Genomic DNA, 14,423 nt, shown 5'->3' on the forward strand with positions numbered 1-14,423 from the left:
TCCAGAGCAGGCAGGAACTGCCAGTTCTCTGAATCGCGAACCGAAGTTCGGGCCCCGGCGGGCCTGGATGCCCACACTTCGGACGAAGCAGCGGGCGCTTAGCATGGTTTTACCTTCCACGCCAAGCTTTGCTTGCAGGCAAGCGTTCAGCCCTCAGGGCATCGCCATGCCACCATTCACATTCATGGTCATTCCGGTGACCCAGCCAGCCTCTTCCGACGCGAGATAGACCACGGCTGCGGCGATATCCTCGGGTTTGCCCATACGACCGAGGGGGATAGAGCCCAGCAGCTTCTCACGCTGAACATCAGGGAGAACAGCAGTCATGGCTGTCTCGATGAAACCGGGTGCAATCACGTTCACCGTTACGCCACGGGAACCAACTTCCTGTGCCAGGGATTTGGTCATGCCGATCATCCCGGCTTTCGCAGCAGAATAATTGGACTGACCGCCATTACCCGTCACTCCGACGATTGAGGCGATGTTGATGATACGTCCTCCGCGACGACGCAGCATCCCCTTGAGGGCAGCACGACACAGGCGGAAGGGGGATTCCAGATCGACAGTCATGACCTGGGACCAGTCTTCATCCTTCATACGGATAATCAGGCCATCCCGGGTCAGGCCGGCATTGTTGACGAGAATATCGAGCGGCTTGCCCAGCAATGCCTCGGCCTTGCCCACCAGAGCATCGGCTTCCTCGCCGCTGGAAAGATTGGCGGCGCAGACATGCACACGCTCGCCAAGACTGGCCGCCAGTTCAGCCAGAGCCGCTTCACGCGTACCCGAAAGCACCAGCTCTGCACCGCGATCATGAAGGGCGCGCGCAATGGCTGCCCCCAGGCCTCCGGAAGCGCCTGTAACCAGCGCCGTCTTGCCTTGCAGACTGAACATTGTTGTTTTCTCCACTTTTTCAGAGGTCGCGCAGCAGCGCCTCGATTTCTTCCGGAGTACCTGCATGACGCGCCGTCATGTCCGGCACGATACGACGCACCAGCCCGGTCAGAACCTTGCCTGCACCAAGTTCGATCTGTGAGGTCACGCCCATGGCGGCCATCGCCAGAACACTCTCACGCCAGCGCACCGATCCGGTAACCTGCTGCACCAGCAAACCGGCAATGCGGCTCGCATCGGTATTTTTTGCTGCTGTAACATTCGTGATAACCGGAATGGCAGGCGTCCTGATCTCAGTACGTTCCAGTGCCTCAGCCATCCTTTCTGCAGCAGGTCCCATCAGGGAGGAGTGGAAAGGTGCCGAGACCGGTAGCAGCACCGCACGCTTCACCCCTTTACCCTTGGCGATCGTGAGCGCGCGCTCGATGGCTGTCAGACGGCCGGAGATGACGATCTGGCCTCCGCCATTGTCATTGGCAAGTTCGATCACCTCCTGAGTGATCTGTCCTGCCTCGTTTTCGGCTCGGGAGGCCTCATTGCAGATTTCCTGCGCCAGTTCGACTTCGACACCGAGCAGGGCCGCCATGCCACCCTCTCCTGCAGGAACGGCCTCCTGCATGGCCAGACCGCGCAGGCGCAGAAGACGCGCCGTTTGCGCAATCCCGAGCGCGCCGGAAGCAGCAAGGGCCGAATATTCTCCAAGAGAATGCCCTGCCACCACAGTTGCCTTCTCGACAAGGCTGAAACCGCCCTCGGACTCAATCACACGCACTGTGGCAAGAGAAGTCGCCATGAGGGCAGGCTGTGCATTCTCGGTACGCGTCAGCTCAGTCGCATCACCCGAAAAAATCAGCTTTGACAGATGCTCACCAAGCGCATCATCGACTTCCTGAAAAACCTCCCTGGCAGCCGGAAACGCCTCATGGAGCCCCTGCCCCATTCCGACAGACTGGCTGCCCTGGCCCGGAAACACGAATGCATGCACTGACATCAGCTCTTTCTCACCCTAAGCTTTGAGCAATTCCGGCTGGGGTGATGGCGGAGGCAGGGCCGCCCTGTCAAATCGTTACTTGCGCTCAAGAGCGCCATGAAGAGGAAAAGGCAGGTACATGATAAGACGTGCAAATGGTTTGCCAGCCCGGAAAACAGCATCACGCGGATAGTCCTGAGGCCTGAAAACAAAGCGGTAGGGTACTTCCCCCCTGTTATCGACCAGAAGATGGGTTACCCCCGCCTCGATCACGTCGAAGCGGCTCCCTGGTGCAATCTCAACGGTCAGCCTGTGCGTATCCGGTAAAAGCAGGGCAATCAGAAATCCACCTTCATCCCTCACACAGCGATCGAGCAGCGTCAGCCAATGACGCGCCTCGCTCCCTGTAAAGCGCATTGGATCCGAAGACATTACGGTAAAGAAAAAGCTGACACTGAGCGTCTCTCCCTTGCGCAGACGCGCATAGAGCATTGGATCAGCCGCCCATAAGCTGGCCTGGCGAGGAAAGATGATCTCGCTTCCAGGGTTGGGGATAAGATGGATGATTTCCTCTCCGTTGCGCAACATCAGACCTGAAGCATAGCCAGGACGATCACCCGGCTGGAGAGTCGCCTGAAGATGAAGCGTCAATCCAGCGCGATCAGCCCCGGGAAAAGACTCAAAACGTCTGTAGATGCGTTCCAGCCGGCGATAGCTTTTCGACAGCGGCACAAAAGATGTGCTCGTGACGTTGATCGTCTCCGGAACTGGTCCGGGCCGTTCCTGCGCCAGACTGTCACCCGGAATGACGCAAAAAACCAGGAGTAGAAAAACAGCAAGAGAGATGACACGGACCATCACGCAACCTTCTGCAAGACGACAAGGACCTGAGGCACCCGGGTAGGGTCATCCAGAAACTCGATAATCCTGAACAGATGTCCCCATTTCTGAACGATATACGCTCGGGGGATGATCGCCTCACCATAATGCGCGCCGGGATGAGGGCGTCTGACCGGCGTGGCATGAAGAAACCGTCCTGCATCATAACGCGCATGCGCCCTTGCCTCATCGGTAAAACTGTCAGCGCAGACCTCGTGCCATGCATGATCGAGACGAATACCTGATGCCCGGCGGAGACGCTGCTCGGCACAGAAATCGATAAAACGCCGACTTTGGGTCGTAATGATCACAAGGCCGCCCGGCCGAAGGAGACGATGAAATTCCGCAATCCATAGCCCTGCAATAAACTCGTCCAGATGAGAGAAAACTGAAAACGAGACGATCAGATCAAAAAATCCTGCGCTGACCATCGAAGGCGGTGCCACCCCGGTCTGCATAAACCCCAGAGCCGGATTGCAGCGCCGGGCCTCCATCAGAAACCGTGAGGTCGAATCGAAGCCAAAAAGATTTTCCGGGCGTATGTCCTTCATGAAAAAACGCAGAATACGCCCCCACCCGCATCCGAAATCGAGAAGCTTCATTTCAGAATTGAGCGGTCTGCCTGCATAGCAGCAATAGGATTTTATCTCACGATAGAACGTGAAGGCCTCATGAAGCGAGACCTCTCCAGAATGGCCATGAATTTCACTCTGAACAACTGGATCCGGGAAGAGCGGCATCCGGACGCCTTCGATTTCCGGAAGCTGAAGAGAGGCGACCAGAATCTGTAGCCACGTTTCGTCACTGCATTGCCTGAATCTCTCATATAGATCAGATGCGTCTGGATAAGAAGACATGCGCGGCCTGTCGAAAATCTCAGGAAGCATATCCTATAGTATAGAATGACGTGTTGTAAAAATTTCTCCAAAGGAAACAAATCAATACTTTATCAGTTAGAAACCTGACCAAGTGCACGTCATTCAGAACAAAACGCCCCCTTGTTTGGAGGCGGGAAAACTGTTTTCGCGATATCACATTACCGCATCGACAGATAAACCGACAGATCGTTACCTTGCGACAAGACGACCGCGCTGCCAGGCTTCCGCAGCTTCTTCCGGATCCATTTCGTCTATCTGAATTGCATATTCGAGTGCACTCATGACCTTGTTTCCAAGAGTCATCTCGGACAATTCGTCCAGCATATCCTGATCGGCGCAAGCTGCGACAGCTTCGCGAACCAGAAGAGCTGCTTCCATCTCCTGCGAAAAACGGGGATCGTTGATCGGCTGGAAGGCTTCATCATGAAAAAGCGCATGCGGCTGGGCAAGAAAAACAAGAAACTTTCTGCCATCAAGCCGTGATTTTTGTACGGTGTCATAAAGCGCATCATCATTGCATACAGATACAGTAAGACCTGACAGGACCGGAGTTTGCGAAAGCACATCCTGCATCATCGTCGCATCGGACTGCGCGACAAATACCGTTTTAAACCGGTCATCGGAAAACTCTGTTACCGACGAGATCGTTTCGTAGCTGCCCCAACAGTAATAGGGACGATAGAGCGTCCCGAGAACACGCATACCATGCTGCACCAGATCAGCATCGCGTGGCAGCCAGGCGGAAACCAGCAGATCGACAGCGCCTTCATCCAGCAGGCCGGGCAATTCGTCCCGCTCTGCATCGACAAACTCCACCTCGACCTCATGGGCATCGAGCACGCGGGCCACCGCACTGGCGCAGCTGCATGCAGGGCATTACGTAAATAGCCCAGAGATATCGTGGTCATGGTGCATCCTTCAGCAGACTACAATCAAACGATTTGCCTGTGTTCGATCACTTCAGGGCGGGAATGGCAAGAGGCTAGTCCGGCTTTACCGCTTTTACGCCCTTTCCTGCCTGGCTCCGCCGTTTTGTTTCAAACAGTGCTCTCAGTTTTCCTGCGCCTGTCGCAGAGGGATGGTAAAGAGGGCTTCACAACCGGTTTCCAGATAATGCATTTCCGTGGCACCCTGATGTCCAAATCCGGCCCTGAGCAGACGTGAACCAAAACCTGTCGATTGTGGTGGTATGACTGCAGGCCCGCCGGTCTCACGCCAGTGCAGCTTCAGGTTTTCACGAGTATCCTCGGTAACAATGGTCCAGAAGAGACTGACTTCGCCCTTTTCAACACTGAGCGCGCCATATTTGGCTGCATTGGTTCCAAGCTCATGCAGCATGAGACCGAGTGTGGTTGCCGTGTTGGGTCCAAGAGACACAGCAGCCCCTTCCAGCCTGAACCGTTCAAGAGGTGCAATACGTCCCAGCACATCACGCGCGAGTGTTTCAAGGTCACCACGTTGCCAGGCCTGACGCATGAGCAGATCATGCGCCGAACCCAGAGCCACCAGACGTTTCTCGAACGCCTTGACGGCCTCGCGATTTTCCACGCCTCGCAGACTCTGATTGGCCAGAGCCTGAACCAGCGCCAGAGTGTTCTTCAACCTGTGCGCCAGTTCCTGATGCATTGTCTGCTGATGTGCCCGCGCCTCCAGCGATGCTGCCGCTGCCTGGGCACGATCAGAAATAGCCCGCATGAAGGCCAGCTCCTGATCGGTCCAGTCACGCGGGGTACAGCACTGCACATAAAGACAATGCGTTAATCGCCCCTGATTCAGAACCGGCATCAGGAGCTGCGATCTGATCAGATCGTCACCATCGATCTTGCGGCATGGCAGCCAGATATTTTCGCGTGCATCGCGAATTGACAGAAGCAGCCCCTGCTCAAGTACGTGAAGAGCATCTCGATAATCGGCACGCTGGTAGATACCCGCCGCATCCGGCAGATCAGCACCGTGCCAGTCCTGCTCAATTCTGAAAGTTTTCTCGTCACCAAGCTCGAAAAGCGCCCAACCTGCCCGATCGACACCCAGAGCATCAGCCAATGCCGCTGCTGCGGCCTGATAGGCCTCAGCAGAAGTTGTCACCCTGCGCAGCGCATCCCCAAGCACCACCATGGCCGAGAGACGATTGGTCGCCACCCTGTCCCGAGTAATATCCTCAAGGGTACCAATCATGCGCCAGGGCATCCCTCGATCATCAGTTTCGATTTCGGCTCGACTCGTACCCAGCTTCGTGTCTGGTCCGACAGATTTTCAATGACAAAATCCGTTTCCGTAAAGCGGATAGTGTCATGGGAGCCGTCGGCAAAAAGCATCAGATCGGCATCAGGCACTGGCATACAGCGCAGAAAGACATCCATTGGACACTGAACAGCCGTAGAAACGCCTGTCAGACGCATCACTTCAGCAGACAGTGAGATGCATCTGCTTGCGAAACGGATCTCGAAAGTCCCTATGCCCGGCAAAGCATCTATGGATGGCAATTCAGGCGACACTTTTTTGCTGCGTCGGCGGGAAGGCAACGCTCCCGGCAAAAGGAGCGCATCAGTTTCCTCGATGCTGCAGGTTTCAGATCGCGTCAGAACCAGCGCTATCTGCCGGACAACGGCCTCAAGCCCGTCTCGCACCGATACGGCTTGCGGGTCGAGAAGCCCATGGGTCAGAAAGCATAAAGTGCCATTTCCGTCTGTACCCGAAAACGGCACGGGCAGACGAATCTGCAGAGCATAGCGCCATGGTGCCTGAGCAAGCTCATTGAGCGGAGACAGAACCTCCTGCACCAGAGGCCGCACAGGGGCCGGGGCCGTAACTGCAAGACGCTCTGGAAGCGGGCCATAACTTGCCGCCACACTTTGCCGAGCCGCATCGGGCAGTGCGATATAGGCAGCAGGAGCACGCACTATGGCTGCAGCGACCGTGAGCAGGTCGTGAAGATCATGCTGGCGTCTCATGCGAGGCCAAAGACATGGATTATGAACGGATAGGTCATCTCTTCTTCCGGAGACTGTTCCCTTACCGTTCCAAAGACATACATAATGCCCTACTGCCTTCCCGCCATGACCTCTCCTTCCTGGAAAAAGAAAGAAGAAAGGCCACGCTTACTTTGGTTCGCTGATGATTAGAGAGTAATCACCATATTTTAACGCGATCCTGCGGCGAGAGATAGAGCTTGTCTCCTGCTTTCACACCGAATGCTTCGTACCAGGCATCGATATTATGCATCGGCATGTTTACGCGCGCTTCCGGAGCAGAATGCGGGTCGGTTACTGCACGATTACGGATTGAATCCTCTCTCAGTTTTTGACGCCAGACCTGTGCCCACCCCAGGAACACGCGCTGATCACCGGTCAGGCCATGCACAACAGGAGCAGGCTTGCCATGCAGCGAGGCATGATAGGCATCCAGTGCCAGCGTCAGACCACCGAGATCGGCGATATTTTCACCCATGGTCAGTTTGCCATTGAGATGCACGCCAGGCAGGACCTCGAAAGCGTCGTACTGTTTGCCGTAACGATCTGCCAGTGCCTGAAAACGCTTGACGTCATCAGCTGTCCACCACTGATGCAAACGACCATGTTCATCATATTGACGCCCCTGATCGTCAAAGGAATGGGTCATTTCATGACCAATCACCCCACCTATTGCCCCGTAATTGACCGCAGCATCTCCCTTCGGATCGAAGAAGGGCGGCTGCAGAATGGCCGCCGGGAAAACAATCTCCACCTGATTGGGATCGTTATAGGCATTGACCGTCTGAGGCGTCATGAACCACTCGTTACGATCAACCTTCTTGTCGAGATGGCCAAGATTGTACTGCCAGTCGAAAGCGATCGCGCGTGCCGCATTGCCATACAGGTCGCCCGGTTTGATGGTAAGCCCCGCATAGTCGCGCCATTTGTTCGGATAACCCACCTGAATTTCAAAATTCTGCAATTTGCGCCCCGCAGCATCACGGGTTGCAGGGGCCATCCAAGCATTATGAGCCAGACGGTTGGCAAAAGCAGCCTTCACATCCTGCGTCAGCTCGGTAATGCGCGCCTTGGCCGCAGGCGGGAAGTACCGCTCGACATAGATCTTGCCGATCGCCCAGCCCATGGCATCTTCCGTATGGCTGACAGCCTGCTTCCAGCGCACCGGGAGCTGAGGCGATCCTTCGAGTTCATGATCATAGAAGTCGAATGAGCTCTGGACAAAAGCCTGGCTCAGATAGGGCGCTGCATTGCTTGCCAGATGGAATGCAAGCCAGGAACGTATCGTACCATAATCAGCCGTCGAAAGGATTTTGGCCATACCGGCAAGCGCCGTGGGTTCACCCACATGATACGACGGTTTTCGAGGCCCTCACGCGGAATACCAGCCGAAACCAGAAACTCTGCCCAATCGATACCAGGCGTTTTCCTGGCCAGCTCAGCCACGGTCATCGGATTATAGGCTTTCACCGGATCACGCATCTCGGTACGTGACCACTGGGCCTTGGCCAGATCCGTTTCGAGCGCCACAATCTTTGCCGCTTCCTGATCCGCTTCCGGCCAGCCGATCATTGCCAGGGTTTTGGCAATATAGGCCTGATAGGCCTTCTTCTTCGCGGCAAAATCGGACTTGAGATAATAGTCACGATCTGGCAGGCCAAGTTTTCCCTGGTGGAGCTGTAATGCGTACTGGCCAGGATCCTTGTCGTCGGCGTTGATCATCAGGCCAAACGGTGTGTACTGGAAACCGAAAGCCGCCTGACCGAAAAGATGCGCCAGCGACGCAGGATCCTTCACAGCACGCACGGCTTCAAGGTCGTCTCTGAGCGGGGTTGCCCCCAGCTTGTCAGCCTTTGCCGTATCAAGAAGGGTTGCATAGAACGCACCCAGTTTCTCTTCGGTCGTTTTGGGATCTGTCGAAGGATGCTTGCCTGCATCGTTCAGAATTGACTGCACACGTTCACGCGCCGTTTCGGCAAGGATAACGAACGGCCCGAAAGACGCGCGATCAGACGGGATCACAATATTCTTCAGGTAGGTGCCGTTGGCATATTCAAAGAAATTGTCGCCGGGCTTTACGGTCTTGTCCATCCCGGACATGTTGAACCCCCAGCTGGGATCATAAGGTTTTACGCTGGTATCAGCTGCCTTCGCCTTCGATACGGGGGGCTGGGCCGAAGCCGACTGGGCGGTGAGTGCAAGAACGCTTGCAGCGCCGAGCCAGAGCGAGGAAGCACGTTTCAATTTTCCGGTCACGAAGCAGCCTTTTCCACAAATAATCTTCATGTCTTTCTTTCAGGAAGAAGGACATATTACGCAACGTTACGACAGTTTCTGTTTAGCGGCGAGTCTGTGTATTCCCTCTATGGGATGACATTTTGTGCCGTGATGGTTCGAGGCTGGCAGAAGCGAGAACATCAAAATCGAACACAACAACCTTCTCAATCGCCGGAGCCGCAAACTCCTTGAACGCTTCATGCGCCGGATCGAACCAGGCCGGATCCATAATCACCGGTTTGCCAACATAGAAATTCCGATCACCTTCGGAAGCAAAGGTTACTATGAAAGCCTGCTGCAATCCGGCATCCACACCTTCACCGCTATTCTGCATCCCCATCTCGATCGATTTTACCGGATGTGTGCCATCGGGACGGCGCGAGTCCTGAACCAGCCTCAGGAAACGCGCGGTTACTTCAGCTCTCATCGCTGGTGTTGCACTGGATTTGTAGCGAAACATCACGACATGACGCAGCAGACCAGGCTTCCAGCTTGAAGAGGTAAACTGCGGCAACCCGACCTGGGCTGCAAGCTGGCGTGCGGCGATCGTACCATCGTCAGCGACGGGAGGCAGGACAACAGGCCCGGATGACGCAATCGGCAGTGAATAGGGATCAGCTTTTGCCGATGTCGCTGCAAGCGTTACCACGCCACCTGCGACGATCGTCCCCACAAGGGTCAAACGTGTGAAATGAGACAACACAGCAATACCACTCCACGAGAAAAAATCCTGACCCATACTAGATCAGGATCGCATCATGAGAGGGCTTAATTTGTCGTAAAAGAAAAAACGCTTTCGTTATGAAGCAGCCAGAGACCGTCTGAAGCGCTTCGCTTTGAACTGGATCAGCTGATACATGGCTTTGGCGACAAATACCTGCACCTTCGAATGCGGGGTAAAACCGATCGTCTTGAAAATCATACTGGTCACGCGATTGATGTGTTTGAGCTGATAACAGCCCATTGCCCGTGCCATATAGGCGGCAATACATTCTTTGTGATCGTATGGCGTACTGGCCGGCATATTGGTGGTATAATAAGCTGTTGCCAGCTCGTCATCCTCACTCTCGGTCACGCGTCCAAGGGCAATTTTCGTTCGCTGCCAGACACTCAGTTTCTCACGCTTCAGATAGCGATGCATATGATCATAGAAAAGCTTGAAATGCCGGTACTCATCAGCCGCAATCTGTTTGCAGATCGCCTTGAGAACCGGCTCGTCCGTCGCATCCGCCATGGCGGTATAGAATGATGAAGTCCCCGTCTCGACCATGCAACGTGCGATCAGTTCGCCCGTACGTGATCCACGGATAGACGCATCAACATCCTGCTCGATATGATAGGTTGAACGATAGCGGTCGAAAGCCTGCATATAGTCCCAGCCCGGATCAGCGAGCATCGCCCATTTGCCAAGCGCATCGCCGTGCTGCACTTCCTCAATTGCCCAGTTATCTGCGGCCTGGCGGAAATCGGGGTCGCCGACAAAGACGTTGCCGAGATAAACAGCATAATCCAGTCCGTTCCGCTCAACGACGGCCGCGGCCTTGATCACCGGAATGATGTCCGGATCCACACGGGATGCGTCGAAAGCATCCCAATCCATCTGATCGATGCGCCAATGTTTCATGACGCAGTGATGACATGTCTGGGACATTTTGGGTAGGTATCTCGCGCAGGCGCGTGACAAGCGCCCCCATGCTGTGGCATCGCTGCCTGAGATTTTCGTTCTCAAATGTTTTGGAGCCATGCCCCGCATGTCCCTCGATACCCTGACCCGTGATCCGGTCCTTCCCCGCGAAATCCGCAACCAGGCAAGCTGGAAACCAGAGATCAGGCATGACTGGACGCGCGACGAAGTGGCCGCCCTCATCGACCTTCCCTTCCCTGAGCTGATCTTTCGCGCGCAACTCGCGCATCGGGCCTATTTCGACCCGACGCGGGTACAGATCTCCACCCTGCTCTCGATCAAGACCGGCGGGTGCCCTGAAGACTGCGCCTATTGCCCGCAAAGCGCGCTGCACGAAAAAAGCGTCAAGGCCGAGCGCCTGATGGCAGTCGAAAAAGTCCTGACCGAAGCCCGCGCCGCCAAAGCTGCCGGAGCCGGGCGGTTCTGCATGGGGGCGGCCTGGCGTTCGCCCAAGGATCGCGATCTTGATACGGTCTGCGCCATGATCGAGGGAGTGAAGTCCCTTGGTCTTGAAACCTGCGTCACGCTTGGCATGCTCGATGGCGACCAGTCGCGCCGCCTCAAGGAGGCCGGGCTTGATTATTACAACCATAACCTCGACACCTCGCCGGAATATTACGACAAGATCATCACGACACGCACCTATCAGGACCGCCTTGATACGCTGTCCAATGTGCGCGATGCTGGCATCAATGTCTGCTGCGGTGGCATTGTGGGCATGGGTGAAGACGAAAGTGATCGCGCTGGACTGATCGCGACCCTGGCATCTCTGCCCCAGCACCCCGAAAGCGTGCCCATCAATCTTCTTGTTCGCGTCGAGGGCACACCCCTTGCCGAAGCAGAAGCTGTGGACCCCATCACCTTTGCCCGCATCGTAGCCGCGGCACGCATTACCATGCCTGCCAGCCATGTTCGTCTGGCCGCAGGACGCGAACTCATGAGCGACGAGGCCCATGCTCTGGTGTTTCTGGCAGGCGCCAATTCCATTTTCTGCGGTGACAAGCTTCTGACCACACCCAATCCTGCGGAACATCGTGACCGCAAGCTACTGGCCAATCTGGGCATGAAGCCCATGACCGAGGGGCACTAGTCTCTCCTTTTCCTGCCTACCAACACGAAAAAGGCCAGCCCCTGAACGGAGCTGGCCTTTTTTCTGAACTAGCCTGTTGAGGCCCCACTCCGCATCAGGAAAGGGGCCAAGGCCCCTTTCAACCCGCAGATCAGAAGTCTGCTGTAACCGAGAACTTGAACGTACGCGGCAGGCCCTGAAGCAGATAGCCACCGAATGCACTTTCCCAATACCGGGTATTGGCAAGGTTATCGACACCAAGACGGGTCGTGACGGCCCTGTGCTCAACAACAAAGCTGTAACGTGCGCCAACATCAAAACGCGTCCAGTTCGGCACACGCAGCTTGTTGAGATTGTCGGCATATTGATGACCGGTCTGGATCACACGCCCCGTAACGGTCGCCCCCTTGATGAAAGGAAGATCATATTCGAGGTTACCGTTAATGGTATATCCCGGCACACCAATGGCACGATTACCATCATAGAGCCCACCGCTCGTACGGCGCTGGTCAGCGTCGATAATGGACGTCCCACCGTTGAAACGCAGTCCCTTGATAATCTCGCCATTGACGGTGAACTCGATACCACGATTGCGCTGGAGACCATTCACTGCATAGATATTGTAGCTCGTACCGGCGACAGGAACCGTATAGGCATTGGGCTTGTCGATCTGGAATACCGATACCGCTGCCGAGAAACGGCCAATATCGTATTTCGCACCGATCTCATATTGAACCGCCTGATAAGGCGCAAAGATCTGACCGAGATTGACGACGTTGCCCGTTGCCGGCGGAACCTGCGACAATCCTTCGATGCGGTTGAAATAGATCGAAGTCTCATGCGTGGGATGCACAACAAGGCCCACGACAGGGGTAAAGGCTCCCTTGTCATAAGACGTCGTACTGTTCCCGTAATTATAGGAAACCGCTTTGATAGACTGGTAACGGAAACCTGCCGTCAACGCTACACGATCATGAAAGGCCGAGACCGTATCGGAGAAAAACAGGCTCCACAGACGTGTTGTATTGTTCTTTCGCGGGTTATCGAGGTTTCCGCCGATATAGGTTTCCGGCTGCGACGCACTATAGAACGTCGGACGATAGAGATTCGTCTGCTGTCTCGTCAGCGCCAGGGCATAGGCTGACGCATTTTCTTCCCACAGGCCTGAACCGCCGGCATTGATCTCGTGTTTGATGCCACCTGTGCGGAAATGGGAGCGCAAACCAGCCTGCGTGCTTTCGTTGGTCTGCATATAAGGCACATACATCGCACCATTATATGCAGCACCTGTCTGACTGTTCGTCACATAGGTGCTGCCATAATTGCCTTTCTCGTTGCCACCAAGGCCACCGAACTGCGCATAGGCAGTCAGATACTTGCTGAAGTCATGCTCCACCTTCAGCTTCCCATAGATGTAATTCAGCTCGGTGTAGGTCCAGGGCTGGCCATAATTGGCCCCGGCACCCGGCACTTTCGGCACAGTTGTGACACTGCTCAGGAACACGCCACCCCGACCGCCATTCACACCCTGGTTTTCATAGGCCATATCAATCGTTACTCGCGTGTGATCGGCGCGGTCATGCCAGTCAAAGCCGCCGCCAACCGCAACCTGATGACGTTTCGCCCGATCGATCGCCGAGACACCGCTGCGACCTGCAACGTTGATACGGACGCCGAACTGCTTGTCCTGACCAAAACGACGCCCCACATCGATCGCACCTCCCCCCATGGAGGAGCTGGTATAGTCACCCGTGACGCGTGTCAGGGGCGTATCACCCGCATGCTTGAATTCGAGATTGATATTACCGCCCTGCGCCGATCCACCCGGAGCCGCGCCATTCAGGAATGCGCTTGCGCCGTTCAGAACCTGAACCGAATCATAAAGCTGGGGAGAGACAAGCTGGCGAGGCGTAATGCCGTAAAGCCCGTCAATCGATACGTCATCACCATAGACCGGAAAGCCGCGAATGATGAACTGTTCGGAGAAATTACCATAACCGTAGGTGGTGCGTACAGTTGGATCGTTCATCAGCACCTCACCAAGAGTCTGAGATTGCTGATTGAGGATAAGAGCTGAAGTATAGCTGCGCACATTGAACGGGACATCAATCCCTTTCTTGTTCCCCAGCGCACCAAGATTACCGCCTGATTTGACTTCCATGCGGTTCTGGCGCTGAGCCCGCACTTCAATCTGTTCATCACCGGTCAATGCAGCCGTTTTGGCCGAACCTGCCGTGTGTTTTTGTGCATCTTTACCTTGTTTCGATTGAGCCTGTGCTTGAGTTGCCTTCTGGTCTTGCGCATGTCCCGTACAGGAAAAAGCCGCAGAGATCATGAGAAGAGCAGAAAATGCGACGCGGTGTGAGCGCCGACCAAGCGGGTTCAGTATGGGTAAAGTTGTTTTGTACAAAAGGGCAGTCTCATTGACAAAGGGTAAATGACGGGATCAAATAGACGCGATTAAGAAACGATCGCAACTAAACTTTAGCCGTCTTCCGCTATGCCGGGCAGGAAATACGCGCCCTGTTGCACAGGAACCACATGCGAAAGAGTCTCAAAAAGAAACAGGCCAGAACGCTGCGACGCGCCTGGATGCTTCGGCTCATACTTGGCCTTATCTTGTCCTATCTTGCCGCCTATGGAGTGCTTTGCCTGTTTCACTCCAGGTGGGGAGAAGATCTGATGAATGTCGGATTTTTGTGTGTATTCTCCCTGATGCCAGTTCTGCTTCTTCTTCTTTTCTCTCTTCCACCCCGTCGACGTCCTGACACCATGCACTGCCTGGTTCTGCTTGGTGTCCTTC

The 14,423-nt window shown here is 55.2% G+C and carries 12 protein-coding genes and 1 pseudogene; 1 reads left to right on the plus strand and 12 read right to left on the minus strand.

The annotated features are described in order from the left end of the window. Nucleotides 1-153 precede the first annotated feature (153 nt). The 10 genes and pseudogenes from fabG to JCM25354_RS07970 all read right to left on the minus strand — a co-directional run bounded on the left by fabG (nt 154) and on the right by JCM25354_RS07970 (nt 10,491). Nucleotides 154-894, minus strand: coding sequence for a 3-oxoacyl-[acyl-carrier-protein] reductase (gene fabG, locus JCM25354_RS07920; RefSeq protein ID WP_025885612.1), 741 nt, complete (start codon nt 892-894; stop codon nt 154-156). 19 nt (nt 895-913) lie between these two features. Continuing rightward, nucleotides 914-1,885 carry an ACP S-malonyltransferase gene (fabD, locus tag JCM25354_RS07925; protein WP_025885613.1) on the minus strand — a complete coding sequence of 324 codons (972 nt, stop codon included), beginning with the start codon at nt 1,883-1,885 and terminating at the stop codon, nt 914-916. 75 nt (nt 1,886-1,960) lie between these two features. Next, the gene (locus tag JCM25354_RS07930) at nt 1,961-2,722 is read right to left on the minus strand and encodes a hypothetical protein (RefSeq protein WP_025885614.1); all 762 of its coding nucleotides are present in this window, start codon (nt 2,720-2,722) and stop codon (nt 1,961-1,963) included. Continuing rightward, nucleotides 2,722-3,483 (minus strand): class I SAM-dependent methyltransferase, encoded by a 762-nt coding sequence (locus tag JCM25354_RS07935; protein WP_243443970.1) that lies wholly within the window; start codon nt 3,481-3,483, stop codon nt 2,722-2,724. The genes JCM25354_RS07930 and JCM25354_RS07935 overlap by 1 nt, the downstream gene beginning before the upstream one ends. A gap of 327 nt (nt 3,484-3,810) precedes the next feature. Then, nucleotides 3,811-4,470: a glycine betaine ABC transporter substrate-binding protein gene (locus JCM25354_RS17570; protein WP_051537296.1), complete on the minus strand. Its 660-nt coding sequence runs from the start codon at nt 4,468-4,470 to the stop codon at nt 3,811-3,813. Nucleotides 4,471-4,671: 201 nt separating this feature from the next. After that, nucleotides 4,672-5,796 (minus strand): sensor histidine kinase, encoded by a 1,125-nt coding sequence (locus JCM25354_RS17575; RefSeq protein WP_159103467.1) that lies wholly within the window; start codon nt 5,794-5,796, stop codon nt 4,672-4,674. Further along, nucleotides 5,793-6,572, minus strand: a complete 780-nt coding sequence (locus JCM25354_RS07950; RefSeq protein ID WP_025885617.1) for a hypothetical protein — start codon at nt 6,570-6,572, stop codon at nt 5,793-5,795. The genes JCM25354_RS17575 and JCM25354_RS07950 overlap by 4 nt, the downstream gene beginning before the upstream one ends. Before the next feature lie 178 nt (nt 6,573-6,750). Continuing rightward, nucleotides 6,751-8,876: pseudogene (locus JCM25354_RS23725) on the minus strand (M13 family metallopeptidase). Between the two features lie 52 nt (nt 8,877-8,928). Continuing rightward, nucleotides 8,929-9,606, minus strand: coding sequence for a Dabb family protein (locus JCM25354_RS07965; protein WP_025885618.1), 678 nt, complete (start codon nt 9,604-9,606; stop codon nt 8,929-8,931). A 60-nt stretch (nt 9,607-9,666) separates the two neighbouring features. Next, the gene (locus JCM25354_RS07970; protein WP_025885619.1) at nt 9,667-10,491 is read right to left on the minus strand and encodes an acyl-ACP desaturase; all 825 of its coding nucleotides are present in this window, start codon (nt 10,489-10,491) and stop codon (nt 9,667-9,669) included. 127 nt (nt 10,492-10,618) lie between these two features. Here JCM25354_RS07970 and bioB point away from each other — a divergent pair, with 127 nt between their 5' ends. Further along, nucleotides 10,619-11,641, plus strand: coding sequence for a biotin synthase BioB (bioB, locus tag JCM25354_RS07975; protein ID WP_408734981.1), 1,023 nt, complete (start codon nt 10,619-10,621; stop codon nt 11,639-11,641). A 130-nt stretch (nt 11,642-11,771) separates the two neighbouring features. On the opposite strand, the gene JCM25354_RS07980 is transcribed toward bioB, so the two are convergent. Together JCM25354_RS07980 and JCM25354_RS21810 are read right to left on the minus strand one after the other, a co-directional pair. After that, nucleotides 11,772-13,955 (minus strand): TonB-dependent receptor, encoded by a 2,184-nt coding sequence (locus JCM25354_RS07980; RefSeq protein ID WP_084294691.1) that lies wholly within the window; start codon nt 13,953-13,955, stop codon nt 11,772-11,774. 149 nt (nt 13,956-14,104) lie between these two features. After that, a complete protein-coding gene (locus JCM25354_RS21810; RefSeq protein WP_148301440.1) occupies nt 14,105-14,398 on the minus strand; it encodes a hypothetical protein in 294 nt (97 codons plus the stop codon). Nucleotides 14,399-14,423 lie beyond the last annotated feature (25 nt).

Origin of the sequence: Asaia prunellae JCM 25354 (assembly GCF_000613885.1) — a bacterium.
In the GTDB taxonomy this organism is placed as follows: Bacteria; Pseudomonadota; Alphaproteobacteria; order Acetobacterales; family Acetobacteraceae; genus Asaia; species Asaia prunellae.

Excerpts from the sequence above, each read along its gene's own strand:
- JCM25354_RS07980 (WP_084294691.1), bottom strand. The coding sequence starts at position 13,955 with ATGATCTCTGCGGCTTTTTCCTGTACGGGACATGCGCAAGACCAGAAG.
- fabD (WP_025885613.1), bottom strand. The coding sequence starts at position 1,885 with ATGTCAGTGCATGCATTCGTGTTTCCGGGCCAGGGCAGCCAGTCTGTC.
- JCM25354_RS07965 (WP_025885618.1), bottom strand. The coding sequence starts at position 9,606 with ATGGGTCAGGATTTTTTCTCGTGGAGTGGTATTGCTGTGTTGTCTCAT.
- JCM25354_RS07970 (WP_025885619.1), bottom strand. The coding sequence starts at position 10,491 with ATGAAACATTGGCGCATCGATCAGATGGATTGGGATGCTTTCGACGCA.
- bioB (WP_408734981.1), top strand. The coding sequence starts at position 10,619 with ATGTCCCTCGATACCCTGACCCGTGATCCGGTCCTTCCCCGCGAAATC.
- fabG (WP_025885612.1), bottom strand. The coding sequence starts at position 894 with ATGTTCAGTCTGCAAGGCAAGACGGCGCTGGTTACAGGCGCTTCCGGA.
- JCM25354_RS17575 (WP_159103467.1), bottom strand. The coding sequence starts at position 5,796 with ATGATTGGTACCCTTGAGGATATTACTCGGGACAGGGTGGCGACCAAT.
- JCM25354_RS07930 (WP_025885614.1), bottom strand. The coding sequence starts at position 2,722 with ATGGTCCGTGTCATCTCTCTTGCTGTTTTTCTACTCCTGGTTTTTTGC.
- JCM25354_RS07935 (WP_243443970.1), bottom strand. The coding sequence starts at position 3,483 with ATGCCGCTCTTCCCGGATCCAGTTGTTCAGAGTGAAATTCATGGCCAT.
- JCM25354_RS07950 (WP_025885617.1), bottom strand. The coding sequence starts at position 6,572 with ATGAGACGCCAGCATGATCTTCACGACCTGCTCACGGTCGCTGCAGCC.